Annotated in this window: 19 protein-coding genes; 7 read left to right on the top strand and 12 right to left on the bottom strand. The window is 66.5% G+C overall.

Annotation, left to right across the window (positions count from 1 at the left end):
- Positions 1–12: 12 nt before the first annotated feature.
- Positions 13–1,407: a peptide MFS transporter gene (locus AEB_RS09960; protein ID WP_119083056.1), complete on the top strand. Its 1,395-nt coding sequence runs from the start codon at positions 13–15 to the stop codon at positions 1,405–1,407.
- Here the strand turns inward: AEB_RS09960 and AEB_RS09955 are convergent.
- From AEB_RS09955 to pgi, 6 genes are all read right to left on the bottom strand, one after another.
- A complete protein-coding gene (locus AEB_RS09955) occupies positions 1,404–1,919 on the bottom strand; it encodes a DUF421 domain-containing protein (RefSeq protein ID WP_119083055.1) in 516 nt (171 codons plus the stop codon). The two genes, AEB_RS09960 and AEB_RS09955, sit on opposite strands and share 4 nt — an antisense overlap.
- A gap of 56 nt (positions 1,920–1,975) precedes the next feature.
- Entirely contained in the window at positions 1,976–2,422 is a 447-nt protein-coding gene (locus AEB_RS09950) for a DUF488 domain-containing protein (protein WP_119083054.1), read from the bottom strand.
- Positions 2,423–2,642: 220 nt separating this feature from the next.
- Positions 2,643–4,169, bottom strand: a complete 1,527-nt coding sequence (locus AEB_RS09945) for an acyl-CoA carboxylase subunit beta (protein ID WP_119083053.1) — start codon at positions 4,167–4,169, stop codon at positions 2,643–2,645.
- An 81-nt stretch (positions 4,170–4,250) separates the two neighbouring features.
- On the bottom strand, positions 4,251–5,597 hold the full coding sequence (gor, locus tag AEB_RS09940) for a glutathione-disulfide reductase (protein WP_119083052.1): 1,347 nt from the start codon (positions 5,595–5,597) through the stop codon (positions 4,251–4,253).
- A 124-nt stretch (positions 5,598–5,721) separates the two neighbouring features.
- The gene (locus AEB_RS09935) at positions 5,722–7,113 is read right to left on the bottom strand and encodes a DEAD/DEAH box helicase (RefSeq protein ID WP_119083051.1); all 1,392 of its coding nucleotides are present in this window, start codon (positions 7,111–7,113) and stop codon (positions 5,722–5,724) included.
- A gap of 252 nt (positions 7,114–7,365) precedes the next feature.
- The gene (gene pgi / locus AEB_RS09930) at positions 7,366–8,886 is read right to left on the bottom strand and encodes a glucose-6-phosphate isomerase (protein ID WP_119083050.1); all 1,521 of its coding nucleotides are present in this window, start codon (positions 8,884–8,886) and stop codon (positions 7,366–7,368) included.
- Between the two features lie 160 nt (positions 8,887–9,046).
- Between pgi and lepB the strand changes: the two genes are divergently transcribed.
- The 3 genes from lepB to era are packed head-to-tail and all read left to right on the top strand — an operon-like array spanning position 9,047 to position 11,480.
- The gene (lepB, locus tag AEB_RS09925) at positions 9,047–9,901 is read left to right on the top strand and encodes a signal peptidase I (RefSeq protein WP_442858061.1); all 855 of its coding nucleotides are present in this window, start codon (positions 9,047–9,049) and stop codon (positions 9,899–9,901) included.
- On the top strand, positions 9,901–10,578 hold the full coding sequence (rnc, locus tag AEB_RS09920) for a ribonuclease III (protein ID WP_119084572.1): 678 nt from the start codon (positions 9,901–9,903) through the stop codon (positions 10,576–10,578). Before lepB ends, rnc begins: the two co-directional genes overlap by 1 nt.
- A complete protein-coding gene (era, locus tag AEB_RS09915; protein ID WP_119083049.1) occupies positions 10,575–11,480 on the top strand; it encodes a GTPase Era in 906 nt (301 codons plus the stop codon). The genes rnc and era overlap by 4 nt, the downstream gene beginning before the upstream one ends.
- A gap of 197 nt (positions 11,481–11,677) precedes the next feature.
- On the opposite strand, the gene AEB_RS09910 is transcribed toward era, so the two are convergent.
- The 6 genes from AEB_RS09910 to plsY form a co-directional block, all read right to left on the bottom strand.
- A complete protein-coding gene (locus AEB_RS09910; protein ID WP_119083048.1) occupies positions 11,678–12,613 on the bottom strand; it encodes an OmpA family protein in 936 nt (311 codons plus the stop codon).
- A 277-nt stretch (positions 12,614–12,890) separates the two neighbouring features.
- Entirely contained in the window at positions 12,891–14,312 is a 1,422-nt protein-coding gene (locus tag AEB_RS09905; protein WP_119083047.1) for an MFS transporter, read from the bottom strand.
- A 53-nt stretch (positions 14,313–14,365) separates the two neighbouring features.
- On the bottom strand, positions 14,366–14,545 hold the full coding sequence (locus AEB_RS09900) for a hypothetical protein (RefSeq protein WP_119083046.1): 180 nt from the start codon (positions 14,543–14,545) through the stop codon (positions 14,366–14,368).
- The gene (gene topA, locus AEB_RS09895; RefSeq protein ID WP_119083045.1) at positions 14,542–17,124 is read right to left on the bottom strand and encodes a type I DNA topoisomerase; all 2,583 of its coding nucleotides are present in this window, start codon (positions 17,122–17,124) and stop codon (positions 14,542–14,544) included. The genes AEB_RS09900 and topA overlap by 4 nt, the downstream gene beginning before the upstream one ends.
- Positions 17,125–17,210: 86 nt before the next feature.
- Positions 17,211–18,314 (bottom strand): DNA-processing protein DprA, encoded by a 1,104-nt coding sequence (gene dprA / locus AEB_RS09890; RefSeq protein WP_119083044.1) that lies wholly within the window; start codon positions 18,312–18,314, stop codon positions 17,211–17,213.
- Complete coding sequence (gene plsY, locus AEB_RS09885) at positions 18,311–18,892, bottom strand: glycerol-3-phosphate 1-O-acyltransferase PlsY (RefSeq protein ID WP_119083043.1); 582 nt, start codon at positions 18,890–18,892, stop codon at positions 18,311–18,313. The genes dprA and plsY overlap by 4 nt, the downstream gene beginning before the upstream one ends.
- 112 nt (positions 18,893–19,004) lie before the next feature.
- On the opposite strand from plsY, the gene murI reads away from it, so the two are divergent.
- The 3 genes from murI to AEB_RS09870 all read left to right on the top strand — a co-directional run bounded on the left by murI (position 19,005) and on the right by AEB_RS09870 (position 23,047).
- Entirely contained in the window at positions 19,005–19,799 is a 795-nt protein-coding gene (gene murI, locus AEB_RS09880) for a glutamate racemase (protein ID WP_119083042.1), read from the top strand.
- A gap of 106 nt (positions 19,800–19,905) precedes the next feature.
- The gene (hemA, locus tag AEB_RS09875; RefSeq protein ID WP_119084571.1) at positions 19,906–21,126 is read left to right on the top strand and encodes a 5-aminolevulinate synthase; all 1,221 of its coding nucleotides are present in this window, start codon (positions 19,906–19,908) and stop codon (positions 21,124–21,126) included.
- 88 nt (positions 21,127–21,214) lie between these two features.
- Positions 21,215–23,047, top strand: coding sequence for a diguanylate cyclase (locus AEB_RS09870; protein WP_119083041.1), 1,833 nt, complete (start codon positions 21,215–21,217; stop codon positions 23,045–23,047).
- Positions 23,048–23,050 lie beyond the last annotated feature (3 nt).

Here is a 23,050-nt window from a genome sequence, read left to right as displayed (position 1 = left end):
CGGGACGCGGATATGACCACGGCTGAAGCCACCCCCGAACTCGATTTCGAGACGCGGGACGACCGGGCCTTTCTCGGCCACCCCAAGGGCCTCGGTTATCTGTCCTTCGTCGAAGGCTGCGAACGCTTTTCCTATTATTCCATGCAGACCCTGCTGGTGCTCTACATGGTCAATTACCTGCTGCCCCAGCGGTTCGACGCGGTGGCGGGGCTCGGCTGGCTGCAGCAATGGCGCTATGGCGGGCTGGAGGGGCAGCCGCTCGCCTCGGCCATTTTTGGCGACTACACCGCGCTGGTCTATCTCACCCCCATCCTCGGCGGCATTGCGGCGGATCGCTGGCTGGGCCGCCGCGCCGCGCTGATCGCCGGGGGCGCCATCATGGCGCTGGGCCATTTCCTGATGGCCTTCGAAGGCAGCTTCCTGTTCGCCCTTTTGGCGCTGGTGGTCGGCGTCGGCCTGTTCAAGGGCAATATCGCCAGCCAGGTGGGCGAGCTCTATCGCGACGGCGACACCCGCCGCGCCATGGCGTTCCAGATCTTCTACATCGCCATCAATGTCAGCGTGATCGCCGCGCCGCTGATTTCCGGCACGCTGGGCGAGGATGTGGGCTGGCACTGGGGCTTCGGCGCCGCCGGCGTGGTGATGGTGCTGGGCCTCGCGCTCTACCTGATGGCCCGCCCCTGGCTGCCGCAGGACGAGGCCGGCCGCGGCAAGGCCGCCGGCCCCCGCCCCCGGCTGAAGCGACAGGACTGGAGCCGCATCGCCGCCGTGGTGGTGCTGGTGCCGGTGCTGGCCGTCTCGCTGCTGACCAATCAGGAGATCTTCAACGCCTATCTCGTGTGGGCGGATGCGCATTTCCAGCTGACCTTCTTCGGCCGCACCCTGCCGACGAGCTGGATGATCACCATCGACGCCACCGCGTCCTTCTCCATGCTGGTAGCGGTCGCCGCATTCTGGAAATGGTTCGGTGATCGCACCGGGCGCGAGCCGGACGAGCTGGGCAAGATGATCATCGGCAGCGCCTTCTCCATGGCGGCGGGCATGTGCCTGGTGATGGCGGCGCTGACGCAGGGCGGCGGCAAGATCGGCCTGTTCTGGCCGGTGATGTTCCACCTCATCAATTCGATCGCCTTCGCGCATATCCTGCCGGTCAGCCTGGCCCTGTTCACGCGGCTGGCGCCGAGGGCGCTCAACGGCACGATCATCGGGATCTATTATCTCGCCTTCTTCCTCGCCAATCTCACCGTGGGCACGGTGGGCGGCTGGTATTCCAGCATGGATATCGTGAGCTTCTGGCTGCTGCATGTCGCCAGCGCGGGCGTGGGGCTGGTGGCCTTCGCGGGGTTCAAGTTCCTGCTGGCCGATCGCCTGATGGGCGTCACCACCGATCGCGAGGCTGCGGCCTAGCCGCGCCAGCCCGCCACCGAGCGCAGGGCGGTGCACTCCGCCGCCCTGCCGCTGGCGACCACGCTGAGATCGCCATCGGTTTCGAGCACCACGGCGGCGACATCCTCCACCGTGCCATGGCCGGACTTGCGAATCGCCCCTTCGATGTCGCTGCGCGTGATCCGCTCGTCCCGCATGGCATCTTCGAGAAACTCGCCATCGCGCAGCACCAGCCGCGGATCGGCGCGGATCAGGCCCTTGAACCACGAAAGGCGCAGCGAGAGAAAGGCGACGAGCCATTGCAGCAGCGCCAGCATGGCAAAGGCGAGCGCCCCTTCCGCGAAGGAAACATCGGTGCTCAGCAGGACGGTGGCCAGCGTAGAACCGAAGGCCACGGTGACGACGAAATCGAAGATGTTGAGCTTCGCCAGCGAGCGCTTGCCCGACAGCCTCAGGATCAGCACCAGCGTGCCATAAGCGAGGATGGTGATCACGATCACCCGCAGCAATTCATGCCAAGTATCGAAGAACATACGGACCATACGCGCGGGGAAGCCGCTCGGGTCCGGCTTCGGGGCCTAGGCTCTCCTCAGGGCAGCGCGGGCTTCAGGTCCACCACGGAGAAGTCTGCCAGCAGTGCCTCCACCAGCAAGCCGCGGTGGCAGGTCTCCCGCTCCTCGCAATAGCATAGCAGGCAGACGCGCTGCTGTTCTGCCAGCGCGCGCAATTCGGCCATCTGCGCCAGCGCCTGCGGCAGTTCGAGCTGGCCCGAATAGATCCGCGCCAATTCCGCATGATCGCCGCGCCGCGCCGCCGCCCGACCTTCGGCCGGGGTGCCGAGGTCGCGGAAATGGCGGTAGGCCACGCCCGCTTCCTCCACCGCTGCCCTGAGGGAATTCTTGGAGAAACCGGGCCTGCGCGAGAGCGGGAGGTAGCGGACATCGGCCAGCAGCTCGACGCCCGCATCCGTCAGCGCGGATACCAGCGCGGGCTGCGTGGCGTGGGCATAGCCGATGGTGAAGATGCTGCGCGTCATTTGGCTTTCCTACTGCCAGGAGGAACGGCTCAGGGCAGTGTTGGTGCCGCGCTGTGCCCTTGCCGCAGGGCTCCGCGGGTGGGGCTGGATGGACCCTGAAACAAGTTCAGGGTGACGAAGAGAGGGAGGGTGTGCTTTGCCGTCGGATCAGCCTTGGGCCACCATCGTCATGCTGAACTTGTTTCAGCATCCATTCCGCGCCCGGCTCATGGTCGCCAGCCTAGAGCGGCAGATTGTCGTGCTTCTTCCAGGGGTTCTCCAGCACCTTGCCGCGCAGCTTGCGCAGGCCGAGGGCGATGCGGCGGCGGGTGGAGTGCGGGTAGATCACCTCGTCGATGAAGCCCATGCTGGCCGCCACGAAGGGGTTGGCGAAGCGGTCTTCATATTCCTTCGTCTTTTCCGCGATCTCTTCACTGTTGAGGCCGCGGAAAATGATCTCCACCGCGCCCTTTGCGCCCATCACGGCGATCTCCGCGGTGGGCCAGGCGTAGTTCAAGTCACCCCGCAAATGCTTGGACGCCATGACGTCATAGGCTCCGCCATAGGCCTTGCGCGTGATCACGGTGATCTTGGGCACGGTCGCTTCGGCATAGGCGAACAGCAGCTTGGCACCGTGCTTGATGATGCCATTGTGTTCCTGCGCCGTGCCGGGGAGGAAGCCGGGCACGTCCACGAAGGTGATGATCGGGATGTTGAAGGCGTCGCAGAAGCGCACGAAGCGCGCGGCCTTGCGGCTGGCGTTGATGTCCAGCACGCCTGCCAGCACCATCGGCTGATTGGCGACCACGCCGACGGTGCGCCCTTCCACCCGGCCGAAGCCGCACAGGATATTGCCGCCATGGGCCGGCTGGATTTCGAAGAACTCGCCTTCGTCCAGCACCTTCCGCACCAGTTCGTGCATGTCATAGGGCTGGTTGGCGCTGGCGGGCACCAGCGTGTCCAGGCTCGGCTCCAGCCGGTCCCACGGATCGGCAGAGGGCAGCAGGGGCACGCCGTCGCGGTTGTTGGCCGGCAACAGGCTGATGAAATCGCGGGCCGCCGTCAGCGTTTCCAGATCATTGTCCAGCGCCAGATCAGCCACGCCGGTGCGCGTGGTGTGCGTCACCGCCCCGCCCAGCTCTTCCTGCGTCACCTGTTCGTTGGTGACCGTCTTCACCACGTCCGGGCCGGTGACGAACATATAGCTGCTGTCCTTCACCATGAAGATGAAGTCCGTCATCGCGGGGGAATAGACCGCCCCGCCCGCGCATGGCCCCATGATGAGGCTGAGCTGCGGGATCACGCCGCTGGCCAGCACATTGCGCTGGAACACCTCGGCATAGCCGCCCAGGCTGGCGACGCCTTCCTGGATGCGCGCGCCGCCGCTGTCGTTGAGACCGATGATCGGTGCGCCCACCTTCATCGCCATGTCCATCACCTTGCAGATCTTCTGCGCGTGGCGTTCGGACAGGCTGCCGCCGAATACGGTGAAATCCTGGCTGAACACGAACACCAGCCGGCCGTTGATCGTGCCGCTGCCGGTGACGACGCCGTCCCCCGGCACGCGCTGATCGGGCATGCCGAAATCGGTGCAATTGTGCTCCACATACATGTCCAGCTCTTCGAAGGAGCCTTCGTCGAGCAGCACGTCGAGCCTCTCACGCGCGGTCAGCTTGCCCTTGGCATGCTGTGCGGCGATCCGCTTCTCACCCCCGCCCAGGCGGGCGGCGGCGCGGCGGCGTTCCAGTTCCTCGATATTGGCGGACATAGGCTCTCCCCGGAGATTGTTTCCGGGGTAACCGCCGGGGGGAGCGCCCGCAAGCCGCTTCGCCGCCGAAGCGGCTGGCGGCTATTTCAGCAGCACCAGCTCTTCCGCCATGGTCGGGTGAATCGCCACGGTGGCGTCGAAATCGTCCTTGGTGAGGCCGACCTTCACCGCCACGGCCGCCGCCTGCATGATCTCCGGCGAATCGGGCCCGATCATGTGAATGCCGAGGATGCGGCCATCGGCGGCGTTGCACACCATCTTGTAAAGGCTGCGTTCGTTCCGGCCGGCCAGCACGTTCTTCATCGGGCGGAAGTCCGACTGATAGATCTTGATCGTGCCGAACTTGTTGCGCGCCTCGCTCTCGGTCAGGCCCACGGCGGCGATCGGTGGATGGCTGAACACGGCGCTGGGGATGCAATCATGGCTGACCTTCGTCGGCTTGTCGCCGAACAGCGTATCGGCGAAGGCCTGCCCTTCGCGGATCGCCACCGGCGTCAGCTGCACTCGGTCGGTCACGTCGCCCACGGCATGGATGCTGGGCACATTGGTGGTGCCATAGTCATCCACCGCGATGGCGCCGCGCTCGCCCAGCGTGACCCCGGCCGCTTCCAGCCCCAGCCCTTCGGTGTTGGGAATGCGGCCGGTGGCGAACAGCACGCAATCCACTTCCAGATCGTCATGATTGGTCATGGACACGCGCAGGCAGCCATCCTCGGTCTTCTCGATGCCGCGGAAGCTGGCGTTGAAGCGGAAATCGATGCCCTTCATCACGGAGATCTGCAGCAAACGGTCGCGCAGGCTCTGGTCATAGCCGCGCAGCAGCGTGTCCGACCGGTTGATGATCGTCACATGCGTGCCGAATTCGTTGAAGATGCCGGCGAATTCATTGGCGATATAGCCGCCGCCGGCAATCAGGATGCGGCGCGGCAGTTCGTCGAGATGGAACACCTCGTTGGAGGTGATGCCCAGCTCGTGCCCCTTGCATTCGGGGATCAGCGGGCGGGCGCCCACGGCGATCAGGATATGCCGCGCGGTGACCTTGCGCCCATCGCCCAGCGTCACTTCATTGGGGCCGGACACGGTGGCGCGCTGGGGGATGATCTCCACCCCATGGTTTTCCAGCGTCTGGGTGTAGAGGCCGTTGAGCCGATCCACATCCTTCAGCACATTGTCGCGCAGCACCTTCCAGTCGAAGCGGCAGGTTTCCATCGTCCAGCCGAAATTGCGCGCATCCTGCACATCCTCGGCGAAATGGGCGCCGTAGACGAGCATCTTCTTGGGCACGCAGCCACGGATCACGCAGGTGCCGCCGACGCGGTATTCCTCCGCCACGGCCACCTTCGCGCCATGGGCGGCGGCCACTCGGCTGGCGCGCACGCCGCCGGAACCCGCACCGATGGTAAAGAGGTCATAGTCGTAATCGGCCATATGCGCGCTCCTGCAGGATCAGAGAGCGCGCATATGGCGGCCGGGGGCGCGCTTGCCAACCGCCCCCGCACATGGCTGGCGCCGGAGCGGCGCCATGCCCGTGCGATCGGCGGCTATGGAGCGATTACGCGCGGGGGGCGGAACCCCCGCCCGAACGGCGCCGCCGGCGGTTGCCGCCGGGGCGGCTCGCATTGCCGGAATTGCCTGCCGGACGGCCCGAGGCGCCACTGCCGCTGCCGCCACGCGGCTTGGCTTCGGCGGTGCGGCGCGGACGGCGATTGCCGCCGCCCTGGCGCGGCGGGCGCGCATCGCGCTCTTCCTCGCGGGCACGCTCGGCCTGCGGGGTGCGCGCGGCGACCATTTCCACTTCGGCGCGGAAGTTCTCCGGCAGCTCGACCTTGTCCAGCGTCACGCGGGTGAGCTTCTGGATGTCGCGCAGATAATCCCGCTCGTCCGTCGCGCAGAAGGAAATCGCCACCCCCTCGCGCCCGGCGCGCGCGGTGCGGCCGATGCGGTGGACATATTGCTCGGGCACATTGGGCAGCTCGAAATTGATCACATGGCTCACCCCGGTGATGTCGATGCCGCGCGCGGCGATGTCAGTCGCCACCAGCACGCGCACCTGCCCCTCGCGGAACTCGCCCAGCGCGCGTTCGCGCTGCGGCTGGCTCTTGTTGCCGTGGATCGCATTGGCGCGCATGCCGCCCTGCGCCAGCTTGCGCACCACGCGGTCGGCGCCATGCTTGGTGCGGGTGAACACCAGCACGCGGTCCATCTCGCCGGCCTTGAAGCCGTCGCGCAGCACGATGCCCAGCAGCGCCTGCTTTTCCGCCTGGTTGACGAAGCACACATATTGCTCGACCCGCTCCGCCGTGGTGGCCGCGGGCGCGACCGAAACCTGCGCCGGATCGGTGAGATACTGGCTCGCCAGATCCTTGATCGCCTTGGGCATGGTGGCGGAGAAGAACAGCGTCTGCCGCTGCTTCGGGATCATCCGCACGATCTGGCGCAGTGCATGGATGAAGCCGAGGTCCAGCATCTGGTCCGCCTCGTCCAGCACCAGCACTTCCACCTGGCCGAGATCGAGCGCGCCCTGATCGGTCAGGTCCACCAGCCGGCCCGGCGTGGCGATGAGGATATCGACGCCGCGCGCCAGATCCTGCCGGTTGCGGTTGACCGAAGTGCCGCCGAACACGGTGGCGATCTTCAGATGAGCGAAGCGGGCATAATCCTGCGCGCTCTGGGCGATCTGGCCAGCCAGCTCGCGCGTGGGCGCCAGCACCAGCATGCGGCAGCAACGCCGCTGCGGGCGCTTGTCCGCGGCGACCAGCCGGTCGATCGAGGGCAGCATGAAGGCCGCCGTCTTGCCCGTGCCGGTCTGCGCGATGCCCAGCAGGTCGCGCCCTTCGAGCACATAGGGGATCGCCTGCTGCTGGATCGGCGACGGCGTTTCATAGCCCTTGAGGGAAAGTGCCTGGAGTACGGACTGCGACAGGCCGAGTTGTTCGAATGTCATGTAACTGTTGAACTCGCATCGTGTGCGATTGCGCGCAGCCGGAATCCGGGCGCGCGTTCGCGGGGTTGAAAACCGCCCGCGTGAATTGGGAAGCTTTGGATAACCGAAGCGCGGCCGAGGCGGATATCCGCCGGTTCACGCTGCCTGCGCGCTTCGCTGGCCGGGCACATAGGCGCCAATTGCGGAAAAGTCAATCTGCCCGCAGCGGCGGCGGCGCCGCAGATGCCGCGCCGCCCCCTTTGGAAAGCCGGATCAGCCGGCGAGCCCGGCCTTTGCAAGCAGCGCCTCGGTGCTGGGATCGAATTGCTCCCCGCCCTTCTCGATCTTCTTGGCGATCTCCTTGCCCAGTTCCACGCCGAACTGGTCGAAGGGATTGATTCCCATCAGCACGGCGTTGGCGAAGGTGCGGTGTTCGTGAAAGGCGATCAGCGCACCCACGGTGGCAGGATCGAGATCGTCGCACAGGATCGTGGCGGAGGGGCGATTGCCGGGATAGCTGCGCGCGGGATCCTCGCTCTGCTTGCCCGCCATCAGCGCGGCGCCCTGCGCGAAGCAGTTCATCAGCAGGATACGATGATGCGCGGGATCGAGAGCATCCCCCGGCGCAATGCTGGCGATGAAGTCGATCGGCACCAGATGCGTGCCCTGGTGGAGCAGCTGGAACACCGCGTGCTGCGCGTCGGTGCCGACACCGCCCCAGGTGATCGGCGCGGTGGGGCCATCCACCGGGTCGCCTTCGGCCGTCACGCTCTTGCCGTTGCTCTCCATTTCCAGCTGCTGGAGATAGTCGGGCAGCAGGCCGAGCCGTTCGTCATAGGCGAAGACAGCGCGCGTTTCCGCGCCCTTGATCCGCGCATAATAGAGATCGCTGAAGGCGGCGCGCAGCGGCAGGTTCGCTGCCCCCGCCGTGTCGCGGAAATGCCGGTCCACCGCCGCGGCGCCATCGAGGAAGGCCTGGAAATCCTCCCACCCGATCGCCACCGCCACCGGGAAGCCGATGGAGGACCAGATGGAATAGCGCCCGCCCACGCTTTCGGCGAAGGGCAGGATGCGCGTTTCGTCCACGCCCCATTCCACCGCCTTCTCGGGCGCGGCGGTGAGCGCGATCACCCGGCCCGCGGGATCGGCCACGCCATTGGCGGCGAGCCAATCCAGCGCGCTTTGCGCATTCGTCATCGTCTCGATCGTGGTGAAGGTCTTGCTGGCCACCGCAAGCAGCGTCGTCTGCGGATCGCAGGCGGCAAAGGCCTCTTCCAGCGCGACGCCATCGATATTGGAGACGACATGCACGTCCACCAGCGCGAGATCGCGCCCCAGCGCATCCACCGCCAGCGCGGGACCGAGCGCCGATCCCCCGATGCCGACATGGATCAGGTGCTTCACCTCACCCAGCGCGCCGTCGTGGATCGCCTGCACCAGCAGCTTCATCCGCTCCCGCAGGGCGGCCGCTTCCTCCACGCTCGCTTCGCGGCCGACGCCGCGCAGCGCGGAATGTTCCGCAGCGCGGTTCTCGGTGGGGTTGACCACCTCGCCCGCGAACATGCGCCGGCGCATTTCGTCAAAGCCCGCCGCTTCGGCCAGCGCCGTGAAATCGGCAATCAGCGCATCGGTGAGATGGGTCTTGGACCAATCGAAGAGAATGCCGCCCTCGCCCAGCTCCAGCCGGCCAGTGAACTTGTCCACCCGCTGCGGATCGGCGGCGAACAGGTCGGCCAGGGTGGGATCGGAATGCTTCGCCAACTGGGCCCATGCGGCCTTGAAAGCCTCGCTCACCACTCATTCTCCTCCGTTGCAACGCAGCATGGGCTAAGCCCTTGAACTGCGAATGCAACCGCCAAATGACGCTCTCGCCGCCCCGCCGCCGCCCTGCCCCGAATGGGCGCAGTCCGCCCGCCCGGCGTCTCCGCGCTTGACGATCCCCCTCGCGCTCAACATGACCGTGGCGATGAACGACACACCCCCACAGGACAGCACCGGGCAGGCCCCGGCGCCGCCCGCCGCGCCGAAGAAGAAGGAGGAAGGCAGCTTCCTCTGGTTCCTGGTGAAGCTGGTGATCATCGTCACCATCGTGCGCACGCTGGTTTTCTCCAGCCATTCGATCCCGAGCGAATCGATGATGCCCGATCTGCTGGAAGGGGATTACCTGTTCGCCGCCAAATGGCCTTACGGCTATTCGCAGGCGTCCATGCCGTTCGACATCAAGCTGTGGAGCGGGCGCATTCCAGCCGGGATTCCCGATCGCGGCGATGTGGTCATCTTCAAGCATCCGATCGACCGGGTGGATTATGTGAAGCGGGTGATCGGCCTGCCGGGGGACCAGATCCGCGTCTCGGGCGGCGTGGTGGAGATCAACGGCCGGCCGGTGCCGCGCGTGAAGCAGCCCGATTTCGTCCTCCCCGTAACGCCCCAGGAAGGCTGCGCCGAAGCGCGCTTTGCCGTGCAGGCGGCCGATGGCGGGCTGACCTGCCACTATCCGCAGTTCCGCGAGACGCTGCCCAACGGCGTCACCTTCGACGTGCTCGATTTCGGGCCGACGCAGGCGAAGGACAATACGGACGCCGTGATCGTGCCCGAAGGCCATCTGTTCATGATGGGCGACAATCGGGACAATTCCATGGATAGCCGCTATCCCGCCGTGCCCAATGGCGGCGTGGGGCTGGTGCCGGTGGAAAATGTCGTCGGCCGCGCCGGCGTGATCTTCTTCTCCACCGATGGCAGCGCCGAATGGCTGAAGCCGTGGACCTGGTTCACCGCCGCGCGGTGGAGCCGCATCGGCCATACGATCTGATGGCAGACCTCGATAAGCTGGGCGAAACGCGCCCCTGGCTGGAGGCAGCGGGCTTTTTGGTGCAGGACGAGGCGCTGTGGATCGAGGCGCTGACCCATGGCAGCACCGGGGCGGATCGCGATTATCAGCGGCTGGAATTCCTCGGCGATCGCGTCTTGGGCCTCTCGATCGCCGAATGGCTCTATCGCCAGAGCGCGGGAGCGGAAGGGCAGCTGGCGCAGCGGCTGAACGCGCTGGTCAGCCGCCAGACCTGCGCCCGGGTGGCGCGCGAGATCGGCCTGCCCGCGCATCTGCGGCTGGGCAAGCAGGCGCGCGATGATGGCGCCGCCGACAGCGACAATGTACTGTGCGATGTGATGGAGGCGCTGCTGGGGGCCAACTTCCTGGAAGCGGGGTTCGAGGCTACACGCGGCGTCGTGCATGCCAAATGGCGCCGCGCCTTCGAAGGACAGGCCGGCCGCGCCAAGCATCCCAAGAGCGCGCTGCAGGAATGGGCGGCGGGCAACCGGCGCAAGCCGCCGGAATATTCAGTGATCGACCGCAGCGGGCCGGATCACGCGGCACGCTTCACCGTTCGGGTGAGCGTGGCCAATGTCGGCGAGGTGGAAGCCACCGCCGGCAGCAAGCAGGAAGCAGAAACCGCCGCCGCGCGGCTGTTCATGGAGAGATACGGGTGAGCGAAAGCGCAGAAACCAAATGCGGCGTGGTCGCCGTGATCGGTGCGCCGAACGCGGGGAAATCCACGCTGGTGAACCAGCTCGTTGGCCAGAAGGTGGCGATCACCAGCGCCAAGGCGCAGACCACGCGGGCGCGCCTGCTGGGCATCGCGCTGGCCGGCCCGGTGCAGATCATCCTGGCCGATACGCCCGGCATCTTCGCGCCCCGGCGCCGGCTGGACCGCGCGATGGTGAACGCCGCCTGGGAAGGCGCGGTGGCGGCCGACGCCATCCTGCTGGTGGTGGACCCCGTCAAGCAGCGCCGCCACGAACTGGAGCCGTTGCTGGAGGTGCTGAAGGACCGGCCGGAGCGCAAGCTGCTGGCGCTGAACAAGGTGGACATCAGCAAGAAGGAACCGCTGCTGGAGCTGGCGCAGGATCTCGCCGGGAAGGTGAGCTTCGAGGAGGTGTTCTTCATTTCGGCGCTGAGCGGCGACGGCGTGCCGGAACTGAAGGAGCACCTCGCCTCGCTGATGCCGGAGGGGCCGTGGCACTACCCGGAAGATCAGGTGAGCGATGCGAGCGAGCGACTGCTGGCGGCCGAAGTCACCCGCGAGCAGCTCTATCGCCAGCTGCATGAAGAGCTCCCCTATGACAGCGCAGTGCGCCCGGAGAGCTATCAACACCGCCGCGATGGCAGCGTGGAAATCCACCAGCAGATCGTGGTCGGGCGCGACAGCCAGAAACCGATCATGCTGGGCAAGCGCGGCGCCCGCATCAAGGCCATCGGCGAGGCGGCGCGCGCCGAGCTGAGCGAGATTCTGGGGGTGAAGGTCCACCTCTTCCTGCATGTGAAGGTGGACGAACGCTGGGCGGAAAGCCGCGAAGTCTATGAGGAAATGGGGCTGGACTGGGTGCGCTAGCCTGCGGGGTTAGCGGGGCCGGCCGATTTCCCCCGTCTCGTCATTCCCGCGCAGGCGGGAATCCAGTGCGGCACCGGGCCGCGCCCGCCCTTCGTCCGGTCTGTTGCGCCTGCTGGATTCCCGCCTGCGCGGGAATGACGAAGAGGCGAGGGAAAGGGGACGAGCCGAAGCCCGCCCCCTACCCGCTCAGAGACTTGTCAGGATTCGTCCACCGCCTTGCTGACGAGGATGTTCACCGACACGCGGCGGTTCTGTGCCCGCCCGGCGGCCGTGGTGTTGTCTGCCGTGGGATCGGCTTCGGCCATGCCCGTGGGCGTGAGCATCCGATAGGGGGCCCAGCGGCATTCCTGCTGCAGGAAGTTCACCACCCGGCCGGCGCGCTTCTCGCTCAGCGTCTGGTTGTAATCCTGGTCGCCGACGGAGTCGGTGTAGCCGACCACCAGCAGCAGGGCGTTGTCCATTGCCGCTGCATCCTGCGCCGCGGCGCACAGCTCGGTCCTCGCCGCGGGCGACAGGTTCCACTTGCCCGTGTCGAAATAGACGTTCGTCGTGCCCTTCAGGTTGTATTTGTCGATATCGCCCATGCGGCCGCGCAGCGCCTCGGTGGCGGCGGCGTTCTTCTCGATAGCCACGTCATGCTCGGCAAAGCGCTGCGAGGTGCCGCCGTGGATCATCTCCGCGACTTCGAGATCGTCCTTCTTGAACTTTACCTTGCTGGCGACCAGGCCGCCTTCCCACTGCACCGTCTCGACAGCGACAGGGAGACCGTTGAGCAGCGAATCCGCCGCGAGGTCCGTCCGGCCGAGGCCGAGAAAGCCACCCTTGCCGGTGATCTGGGTCGCTTCGCTCAGGCTGATCATCGAATTGGCGCCGTCACCATCGGTCACCTGGATGCTGTTGCCCTTGCGGGCGGACAGGATGCCTTCGATCTCCGGCCCCGCGGGCAGGCCGGAAAGATCGGTCGGCACCTCACCATAGACATTGATGGAATCCTCGCTCGCGGCGGCGTCGCTCGCCCGCTGCGCGGTGTCCTGCACCGGCTCCAGCTGCTGGGCGGACAGGCTGCCCGCCGCACCCACGGCGATCAGTGCTGCTCCACAGAGAAATATCGGCCTTCCGGAAATGTTACGCATCTGATTACTCCCTCAAACTTCAAAGCCGTCTCGGCATTTTGCCCCTTTCGACCGATCACCTGTGCGATGGTCCATGCGGCTGCTGAAAACTCTTTCATTGCGATCGATAAAGATCGTGCGGAATGCACGCCCCTTCGACTGTTCATGCGGCCATTGCTCGCAGATGAACATTTTGGGTCCAATGGTTAATTTGACAGATATTCGGAGCGAGTCGTGCGACGAACCGTTTGCGAGCCCCTGACAGGCGATGGTTAACGCAAGGTGCCGAAGTGCGGGCTCAGGGCTGCGCGCGGGTCATCGTGCGGAAGCGCGCGAGGCTGCACAGCGCGGCCACCACGGCCAATGCGCAGGCAACCAGCAGCGGGGTCGGCCCCATGCCCATGCCGCCTGCCAGCAATATGCCCACCACCACCGCCGCCATGGTCTGGCCCAGCAGGCGCGAGGTGGACAGCAGCCCCCCAGCCGCCGCCGCCCGATCGCGCGGGGCGCGACCGATCAGCAGGCGCGAATTGGGCGCGAAGAACAGCCCGAAGCCGAGCGCGGAGAGGCTCAGCCGCCAGGCGACATCGAACGGGCTTGCCGTGTTCGGCAGGGTGGCGAGGAACAGCAGGCCGATGATGGCGATCACCATGCCCGTGACGCCCAGCTTGGTCGGCGCGATCCGGTCGGACATCCAGCCTGCGGCCGGGGCCACCACCAGCATGGTGAGCGGGAACGGCAGCAGCAGCAGGCCCACTTCCTGCGGCGCATAGCCCATCGCCTGTTCCAGCCGGAAGGGCATGGAGATCATCAGCGATCCGGCGGAAATGAAGCAGGTGAAGGCGGCCAGCGCGGAGAGGCCGAGCACGGGCTTGGCGAGGAGATCGACCGGCACCACCGGCGCCGTCCGCGCCCGCTCCCGCCGCACGAGCAGCAACAGCGACACGACGCCCGCTGCGGAGAGAGCGATGCCGAGGCCGAGCGTCTCATGCGTTGCCACCTGCACGCCGCCGATCAGCAGCAGCATGGTGGCCGCGCTCCACAGCCCGCTCAGCCATTCGGCCGGGATCGGCCGCGGCGTGGGTTCAGGCAGCGCGCGGCCCAGGAAAAGCGAGATGATGGCAAAGGGCACGGCAGCCACGAACACCCAGTGCCACGCCAGATGGCCGACGATGTAGCCGCCCAGCGTCGGCGCCACGGCATTGGAGGAGGCGACGATCACGCTGTTGATGCCCATGCCGGTGCCCAGCTTGCTGGCAGGATAGATCTGCCGCAGCATCGCCGCCGAGACGCTGAGCGCCATGCCCGCGCCCAGTGCCTGCAGGGCGCGCAGCACCAGCAGGAAGATGAAATTGTCCGCCAGCAGGCACAGGGCCGAAGCGAGGAGGAAGACCATCTGCCCGTATTGGTAGAGCTTGCGGTGCCCCATCTTGTCGCCCAGGCTGGCGAAGGGCAGCAGCACCATCACCAGCACCAGCTGATAGATGGTGACGACATTGGTGACGGCGCCGTTGGTTACGCCGAGATCGCGCGCAATCGTGGGCAGCGCGACATTGGCGATCGACCCATCCAGCACCAGCAGCGCCGTGCCGAAGCTGATCGCCGCAATCGCCCACCAGCGGCGCGGCTGGGGCAGGCCGTCCGCGTCGGTAGCAGTCGGCGGATTGCCGCCTTTGTCTTCCGCTTCCTGTGGGTTTCGCGCCTGCAGCATCGCGGCCATGTGACCTTACGTGCCCTGCTATTCAAGAGGATAAGCGTTCGGCCCGCGGCAGCCTAGCGCTTCTTGGCGATCTCGATCCCTTCGATCCGCGCCCGTTCGCGGGTCGATTCCTCGGTGCGGGTGAGCGCCTTGGCGATTTCCTTCAAGCCCTTGCCCTTGGCCGCGAGCGTCCGCAGCTTGCCGACCTCGTCCGAACGCCAGGGCTGGCGGTGGCGGGCGAAAGGTTCGCTCACGCCCCCTCCTCCGCGCCGGCTTTTTTCGCGGGGGCCTTCTTCTTTGCCGCAGGCTTCTTCGCCGGCGCCTTCTTGGCCGCGGCCTTCTTGCGGGCCGGCTTCTTCTTCGCCGGAGCCTTGGCCGCGCGCGCGTCGATAAGCTCCACCGCTTGTGCTTCCGTCACATCCTCGGGCTTCATATCCTTCGGGATGGTCGCATTGGTGGTGCCGTCGGTGACATAGGGGCCATAGCGCCCGGGCATCACCTTGATCTCCCCGCCGCTGGTCGGGTGCGTGCCCAGCGTCTTGATCGGTTCGGCCTTGGCACGGCCGCCGCCACCCTTGCGATTGGCCGCCTCCGCCAGCAGCGAGACGGCGGCATTCATGCCGGTGTCGAACACGTCACGGGTGGAGGAGAGCTTCGCGTATTTCCCGTCATGCGCCAGATAGGGGCCATAGCGGCCGATGCTGGCGGTGATGTCCTTGCCCGTCTCCGGGTGGACACCCACGGTGCGCGGCAGGCTGAGCAGCCTGAGCGCCCAGTCCAGGTCGAAGTCCGGCAGGTCGCGCGGGATGGAGGCGCGTTTCGCCTCCTTGCCCTCGCCCAGCTGCACATAGGGGCCGAAGCGGCCGACCTTGCGCTGCACTTCCAGCCCCGTTTCCGGATCGACGCCCATGGCCGTATCCTCGGCCTCGCCCTCCTCGCCCGGCTGGCCGAAGCGGCGGCGGAAGGTGCATTCGGGGTAATTCGCGCAGCCGATGAACGCGCCGTAGCGACCCCCGCGCAGCGCCAGATGCCCGCCTTCGCGGCCTTCGGCGATGCACTTCGGGCAGGCGCGCGGATCGCTGCCATCGGCCTTGGGCGGGAACAGGTAGTCGGACAGAAACTCGTCGAGCACCTCGGTGATTTCCGAGGGCTTCTGTTCCATCACCTCGTCGCTCTTGGGCTTGAAGTCGCGCCAGAAAGCCTCGAGCAGCGCCTTCCATTCGGCGCGCCCGCCCGAAACCTCGTCCAGCTCGTCTTCCATCCCGGCGGTGAAGTCGTAAGCGACGTAGCGCGGAAAGAAGCGTTCGAGGAAAGCGGTGAGCAGGCGGCCGGAATCTTCCGCGAAGAAGCGGTTCTTTTCCATCCGCACATAGGTGCGATCGCGCAGCGTCTGGATGGTCGAGGCATAGGTGGACGGGCGGCCGATGCCCAGTTCCTCCAGCCGCTTCACCAGGCTGGCTTCGGAAAAGCGCGGCGGCGGCTGGGTGAAGTGCTGCGTGGCATCCACCCCCTTCTTGGCCGGCGCATCCCCCTTGCGGATCAGCGGCAGCAGGCCTTCCTCCTCATCATCGTCCTTCTGGTCGCGGCCTTCTTCATAGACGGCGAGGAAGCCCGCGAACTTGACCACCTGCCCGGTGGCGCGCAGCTCGTGCCTTCCGGTGGGATCGCGCAGCGTCACCGTGGTCCGCTCCAGACTGGCCGCCGCCATCTGGCTGGCCATGGCCCGCTTGAAGATCAGGTCGTAAAGCTTCGCCTCGTCGCCGGAGCCTGCGCGATCCTTCATGAAGTCGGTCGGCCGGATCGCCTCATGCGCTTCCTGCGCATTCTTCGCCTTGGTCTGATAGATGCGCGGCTTTTCGGGCAGGTAATGCCCGTCATACCGGTCGGCGATGGCCTTGCGCGCGGCGCTGATGGCGCTGCCATCCATCTGCACGCCGTCGGTTCGCATATAGGTGATGGCCCCGGCCTCGTAGAGGTTCTGGGCGCAGCGCATCGTGTGGCTGGCGGAGAAGCCGAGCTTGCGCGCCGCCTCCTGCTGCAGCGTGGAGGTGGTGAAGGGCGGCGCCGGATTGCGCTTCAGCGGCCGGGTTTCCACGTCCTCCACGGTGAAGCGGCCCGCTTCTACCGCCGCCTTCGCGCGTTCGGCCGTGCCCTTGTCGCCGATGGACAGCCGGTCCAGCTTCTCGCCGTCGAACTTCACCAGACGGGCGTCGAAACCGGTGCCGTCCTGCTCCATCCGCGCGACGACAGACCAGTATTCCTGCGCGACGAAGGCTTCGATCTCGCGCTCGCGATCCACGATCAGACGCAGGGCGACGGATTGAACGCGCCCGGCACTCTTCGCGCCGGGCAGCTTGCGCCACAGCACCGGGCTGAGGGTGAAGCCGAACAGGTAATCCAGCGCGCGGCGCGCCAGATAGGCTTCGATCAGATCGGTATCCAGCGCGCGCGGATGCGCCATCGCCTCGGTCACGGCCTGCTTGGTGATGGCGTTGAAGGTCACCCGCTCCACATCCTGCGGGACAGCCTTGCGGTTCTTCAGCAGCTCCAGCACGTGCCAGCTGATCGCCTCCCCTTCGCGATCGGGGTCGGTGGCGAGGATCAGGCGGTCTGCCTTCTTCGCCGCATCGGCGATGGCCTTCACCTGATCGCGGTTGCGCTTGTCGGCATAGACCTCCCAGTCCATCGCGAAGCCCTCATCGGGCCGCACGCTGCCATCCTTGGGCGGCAGGTCGCGCACATGGCCATAGGAGGCGAGGACCTTGTAGTCCTTGCCGAGATATTTCTCGATGGTCTTCGCCTTGGCCGGCGATTCAACGATAACAAGCTGCATGATCGAGTGAGGCAATCCTTACGTGTACGTACGCGCGAGGGTGGCGAGCCACGGCGGGATTCGTCAAGCAGCTTCGGCCCGCGCCGCTAGGCCGCCAGCGAAACGCGCCCGCCGGCATGGCGTACCAGCCGCCCCGCGATCTCAAGCTCCAGCAGCGCCATCTGCACCTCGCCCGCGGCGGCGCCGCTTTGCCGCACGAGTTCGTCCACGCCGATCGGCGCGGCGGTGAGGAGGCTGGCGAGGTCCGCTGGGCCATCCTCGGCCAGCTCGGCAATGCCGATGTGGAAGCTGGACGCCGGCACACGCAGGCTCGTTCGCGCCATGCCGTCAAAGCCGGTCAGCAGTTCCGCCACATCCTCCGGGGTCTGCACCAATACGGCGCCCTCGCGGATCAGCTGGTTGCAGCCGTGGCTGCGCGCATCCAGCGGGCTGCCGGGAATCGCCATCACTTCCCGCCCGGCCTCCCCCGCGAGCCGCGCGGTGATGAGCGAGCCGGAGCGCGGCGCGGCCTCCACCACCAGCGTGCCGGCGGCAAGCCCGGCGATGATGCGGTTGCGACTGGGGAAGTGGCTGCCGCGCGGCTCGGTGCCGGGGGGTTGTTCGGCGATCAGCAGGCCTTCGGCGGCAATCCTCTCCTGCAGGGCGGCGTGCTGAGGCGGATAGGCGATGTCGATGCCGCTGGCGATCACGCCGATCGTGGCCGGAAGGGCGCCTTCGTGCGCGGCGCCATCGATCCCGCGCGCGAGACCGGAGACGACGACGAAGCCCTGCCCCGCCAGCGCATGGGCGAAATCGCGCGCCAGTTTCACCGCCGCTGCAGAGGCGTTGCGCGCGCCTACCATGGCTATGCAGGGCCGGTGTATCAGCGCTGCATCGCCCCGCACTGTGAGGATCGGCGGCGCGCTGTCCATCGCCGCCAGCAGCGGCGGGTATTCCGGAGAATCGTGAAAGAGATAACGCGCGCCGGCCCTTCGGGTGGCGGAAATCTCGCGCTCCACACCTTCCCGGGGTGCGGCGCGATAGGGCCGGCCGCCGCGCGCGGCGAGATCTGGCAGGGCATCGAGCGCATCGGCCGCGCTGCCGAAGCGGCGCAGCAATTGGGCATAGCTGACCGGGCCGATGTTGGGCGAGCGTAACAGGCGGATGCGCGCGAAGGCCTCCGCCTGAGAAAGCGTGCCCGCCCCGGTCACTTGCGGCCGCCCACCTTCGGTTCGGTTCCCTGCCGCAGCCGGCGGATATTCTCGCGGTGAAGCCACAGCACCAGCACCGCTATACCCGCGAGCACGGGGACGAATTGCATATAGCCGAGAACCGCCGCGGCAATGGCCGCCGCCACCACGGCGCTCATCCCCGCGAGCGAGCTGATCCGCATCAGGCCGAGGACGGCGAGCCACACCACCGCATAGGTGAGGCCGATGGGCCAGGCGAGGCCGAAGCTGACGCCGGCATTGGTGGCAACGCCCTTCCCGCCCTTGAAGCGCAGCCACACCGGGAAGCAATGGCCCACCACCGCAGCGAAGGCCGCGACCGGCACCAGCTGCGGAAACAGCCGCCACGCCAGCCAGACGGCGAAGAAGCCCTTGGCGAGATCGAGCAGCAGCGTCAGCGCGGCGAGCCCCTTGCTGCCGGTGCGCAGCACATTGGTGGCGCCGATATTGCCCGAGCCGATCTGCCGGATATCGCCCTTGCCCGCCGCCAGCGCGAGCAACAGCCCGAACGGGATCGAGCCGAGCAGGTAGCCCATCGCCAATGCCGCAATATAATCCATGAAATCCTTCCGATCCGCAGGGGCGCGGAAGCCCCTGCTTTGATTTTTCGCCGGGCAAAGTAAAGACCGCCCTTCGCCTGACACCGGACCATAGGGGGCTTTCATCTCGGAAATGGATTCAAAAGCGCCGATCCTGCTGTTCGATTCGGGGATCGGGGGCCTGTCCGTGCTCGGCGAGTTGCGCCGGCTGCTGCCCGATGCGCCGGTGATCTATGCCGCCGACACGGCAGGCCTTCCCTATGGCGAGAAGACGGAGGCGGAGATTGCCGCACGCGTCTCCGGCCTCCTCGGCCGGCTGGCGGAACGCTATCGCCCGCGGTTGATCACAATCGCCTGCAACACCGCATCCACCATCGCCCTGGGCATGGTGCGCGAGGTTCTGCAGGTGCCGATCGTCGGCACGGTGCCCGCCATCAAGCCTGCGGCGGCGATGACGCGGAGCGGGGCGATCGGCCTGCTGGGCACGGCGGCGACAATCCGCCAGGCATATGTCGACAATCTCCAGGCGGAATTTGCGGCCGACAAGCTGCTCCTGCGCCATGCTGCGCCGGAGCTGGTAACGGCGGCCGAAGCGGCGCTGCGCGGCCGGGCGGTGGATCCGGCGGTGTTCGCCGCCGCCGCCGAGGGGCTCCGCAGCCAACCGGGCGGCGATCGGATCGACACGGTGGTGCTCGCCTGCACGCATTTCCCGCTGGTGCAACCGCAGCTGGCCGCCGCCTTCGGCGATGGCGTAGCCTTCGTTCACGGCGCGGCGGGCATCGCCCGCCGCATCGCCCATCTCACGGAAGGGCAGGCTTTTCTCCGTACATCCCCGGATGTTGCGTTGGTCACAGGCAGCCTAGGCGAGGCCGAAACCCTCCTGCCGGTGCTCCAGACCTATGGCCTTCACAGTCTCGCGCGTTTTTAATGCGAATCCGTCGCAAACTCTGTGCTTTAATCCCGCTGCGTCATCCCCTAAATCGCCCGTGACTCACGGCCGCACGTGCTCCGGCGGCGCTGAATGGACAGATCCGCTGAACTACGATCAGATATTCGACCAGGCGATCGACCGGCTTCATTCGGAAGGCCGCTATCGCGTGTTCATCGACATTCTGCGCAACAAGGGTGCCTATCCCAATGCGCGCTGCTTCCACGGCCACAATGGCCCGAAGCCGATCACCGTTTGGTGCTCCAACGATTATCTCGCCATGGGCCAGCATCCCAAGGTGATCGCCGCCATGGAAGAGGCGCTGCACGATGTCGGCGCCGGTTCGGGCGGCACGCGCAATATCGGCGGCAATACGCATTATCACATCCAGCTGGAGAACGAGCTGGCGGATCTGCATGGCAAGGAAGCGGCGCTGCTGTTCACCAGCGGCTATGTGTCCAACGATGCCACGCTCTCCACCCTCGCCAAGCTGCTGCCCGGCTGCGTGGTCTTCTCCGACGAGTTGAACCACGCCAGCATGATCGCGGGCATCCGCAATTCGGGCGCCGAGAAGCGCATCTTCCGCCACAACGACGTGGAGCATCTGGAAGAGCTGCTGGCGGCCGAGGATCCGGAACGGCCCAAGCTGATCGCCTTCGAAAGCGTCTATTCCATGGATGGCGACGTCGCGCCGATCCATGCGATCTGCGACCTGGCCGATAAGTACAATGCGCTGACCTATATCGACGAGGTTCACGCGGTCGGCATGTATGGCGCACGCGGCGGCGGCATCTCCGAGCGGGACGAGGCGGCGCAGCGGATCGACATCATCGAAGGCACGCTGGGCAAGGCCTTCGGCGTGATGGGCGGCTATATTGCCGCGGACAAGAAGATCGTGGACTGTATCCGCTCCTACGCGCCGGGCTTCATCTTCACGACCTCGCTCAGCCCCGTGCTGGCCGCCGGCGTTCTCGCCGCGGTGCGCCACCTCAAGGGCTCCAGCGAAGAACGCGATGCGCAGCAGGCGGCCGCCGCGATGCTGAAGCGCAAGTTCCGCGAAGCGGGCCTGCCGGTGATGGAATCCACCACGCATATCGTGCCGCTGATGGTGGGCGATCCCGTGCGCGCCAAGAAGATCAGCGACATTCTGCTGGCCGAATACGGCGTATATGTGCAGCCGATCAATTTCCCCACCGTGCCCCGCGGCACGGAGCGGCTGCGCTTCACCCCCGGTCCGGCCCACAACGAAGCGATGATGGACGAGCTCGCCTCTGCCCTCGTCGAAATCTGGGACCGGCTGGAGCTGGAGCTGCGCCAGGCGGCGTAAACTCCGCGGGTAAATAGGGCCTTTCCCGCGGGCCGGTCACGGGAAAATCTTAACCGTTTCTTCGCCTCTCTGGCGGAGAATACGTAGCATGCGATTGGCTACCATCACCAATTGGGCCTACGGGATAACCGTAGGCCTCACGGTCATATCTGCAGCCACCATGCTGCTCGCAGCCGACGCGCAAAAGGAAGAGCGCGCAGCCGTCGAGCAGCGCTACCGCCTGAACAAGGCGACGGGTCGCCTGGGCTCCGAGATTTACGCGCTCACCGACCATGCCCGGCAGTTCGTCAATACGAGCGATCCCACCTACGAACTGCTTTACCGGCACGACGCGGCCGAACTCGCGGCGGTGGAACAGCGCCTCGCGCACATGCGCGATAGCGGTGCCACTCAGGAAGAACTCGCCACTCTGAAGGACGCGATCCGCTGGGCCGATATGCTCCATGACGAGCAGAAGGCCGCGCTCGCCGCCTTCAATGCGGGCGATGGCGAAGCCGCGCGCAGATTGCTGTTCGGCCCGGAGTATGAGCGGGAGCTTTCCCGATCCGAAGCGCTTCTCGACCAGTTCCGCGCTCAACTCGACCGCCGGACCGAGGACGCCGTGCGCGAGGCCACCCGCATCTCCGCCCTGTGGAGGGGCGTTTCCGAAGCGGTGCTGGCGATCACCGGCGTGCTGTTCCTCTGCGTGCTCTACTTCATCTTCAAGCAGCGCGTGCTGCGCCCGGTGGTAAAGCTGAGCGACGTGGTGACGAGGCTTGCCGCGCAGGATTACGACGCGGAGCCCCCGGCAGTGGAGCAGATCGACGAGATCGGCGACATCACCCAGGCAGTGCGCCTGTTCCGGGAGAACGGGCTGGAACGCCAGCGACTGGAGGCAGAGCGCGATCGCGACCAGGCCATACGGGACCTGCTTTCGCGCATGACCCAGCGCATGCAGGGCTGCGACAGCATGAAAGACCTGTACAGCGTGGTGGAGCGCTTCATGCCCGCGATCGCCCCGGCTTGCGCCGGACGGCTTTATACCTTGGACGCCAAGCGCAACGCGATGGTCGAAGCCTGCGCATGGCTGGAACCACAGCATTCCGTGGCCGAGTTTCCCCCGCTCGCCTGCTGGGCACTACGCCGCGGGGTGCCGCACAGGCCCAGCGGCACCCATGTGGACATTCCCTGCGAGCATCTGGGAGCGATCTCCGCCGCCTCTCCCGAAACGCTGTGCCTGCCCCTCACCGCACAGCGGGAGACGCTGGGCCTGCTCTATCTCGAACGGAGGATCGCCCCTGCCGGAACGCCGGAGCCGAACGATGTCTATCTGACCATGCTGGCCGAGAACATCGGCCTTGCGATTGCCAACCTCCGGCTGCGCGACGCGCTGCGCGACATGGCCATGGCCGACCCGCTCACCGGCCTTGCCAATCGGCGCCAGCTCGATCAGGTTCTCCGCAACCTGACGGAACGAGCCGCCGAGCGGGGCGAACCGCTTTCGGCGCTGATGATGGACGTCGATCATTTCAAGCGAATCAACGACGTCTACGGTCATGCCGCGGGCGATGCGGTGCTCCGCGAGGTTAGCGCGCTGCTGACCAGCCTCACGCGCAGCGGCGATGCGGTCTTCCGCTATGGTGGCGAGGAATTCCTGCTGCTGCTACCGGGTGCGGGCGCCAAAGAGGCGGTGGAGCGGGCCGAAGAGATCCGCCGCGCGCTCGGCAGGCTCACCGTGCGTCAGGGCGAACTTGATTTGGATCCCGTCACCATCTCCATCGGTGTTGCCGGCGCACCTGATATTTGCGCCTACGACCGCATCATCTCAGTGGCTGACGCGGCATTGCTGCACGCGAAGGCCAACGGCCGGGATCGCGTGCAACTTGCGCGCGCCAGCGCCAACAAGGGTATGATCGAGGAAAGGCGCGCCGTACCGGGTTAAGGG

The organism is Altererythrobacter sp. B11 (genome assembly GCF_003569745.1).
Classification (GTDB): Bacteria; Pseudomonadota; Alphaproteobacteria; order Sphingomonadales; family Sphingomonadaceae; genus Croceibacterium_C.
Note: the sequence above shows the minus strand (reverse complement) of the source record. Positions and strands in the feature narration are given on the sequence as shown.

What these genes read in the sequence shown, in the direction of transcription:
- AEB_RS09960 (WP_119083056.1), top strand. Translation starts at nt 13, where the DNA reads ATGACCACGGCTGAAGCCACCCCCGAACTCGATTTCGAGACGCGGGAC.
- AEB_RS09955 (WP_119083055.1), bottom strand. Translation starts at nt 1,919, where the DNA reads ATGTTCTTCGATACTTGGCATGAATTGCTGCGGGTGATCGTGATCACC.
- AEB_RS09950 (WP_119083054.1), bottom strand. Translation starts at nt 2,422, where the DNA reads ATGACGCGCAGCATCTTCACCATCGGCTATGCCCACGCCACGCAGCCC.
- AEB_RS09945 (WP_119083053.1), bottom strand. Translation starts at nt 4,169, where the DNA reads ATGTCCGCCAATATCGAGGAACTGGAACGCCGCCGCGCCGCCGCCCGC.
- gor (WP_119083052.1), bottom strand. Translation starts at nt 5,597, where the DNA reads ATGGCCGATTACGACTATGACCTCTTTACCATCGGTGCGGGTTCCGGC.
- AEB_RS09935 (WP_119083051.1), bottom strand. Translation starts at nt 7,113, where the DNA reads ATGACATTCGAACAACTCGGCCTGTCGCAGTCCGTACTCCAGGCACTT.
- lepB (WP_442858061.1), top strand. Translation starts at nt 9,047, where the DNA reads ATGACCGTGGCGATGAACGACACACCCCCACAGGACAGCACCGGGCAG.
- rnc (WP_119084572.1), top strand. Translation starts at nt 9,901, where the DNA reads ATGGCAGACCTCGATAAGCTGGGCGAAACGCGCCCCTGGCTGGAGGCA.
- AEB_RS09910 (WP_119083048.1), bottom strand. Translation starts at nt 12,613, where the DNA reads ATGCGTAACATTTCCGGAAGGCCGATATTTCTCTGTGGAGCAGCACTG.
- AEB_RS09905 (WP_119083047.1), bottom strand. Translation starts at nt 14,312, where the DNA reads ATGGCCGCGATGCTGCAGGCGCGAAACCCACAGGAAGCGGAAGACAAA.
- topA (WP_119083045.1), bottom strand. Translation starts at nt 17,124, where the DNA reads ATGCAGCTTGTTATCGTTGAATCGCCGGCCAAGGCGAAGACCATCGAG.
- plsY (WP_119083043.1), bottom strand. Translation starts at nt 18,892, where the DNA reads ATGGATTATATTGCGGCATTGGCGATGGGCTACCTGCTCGGCTCGATC.
- murI (WP_119083042.1), top strand. Translation starts at nt 19,005, where the DNA reads ATGGATTCAAAAGCGCCGATCCTGCTGTTCGATTCGGGGATCGGGGGC.
- AEB_RS09870 (WP_119083041.1), top strand. Translation starts at nt 21,215, where the DNA reads ATGCGATTGGCTACCATCACCAATTGGGCCTACGGGATAACCGTAGGC.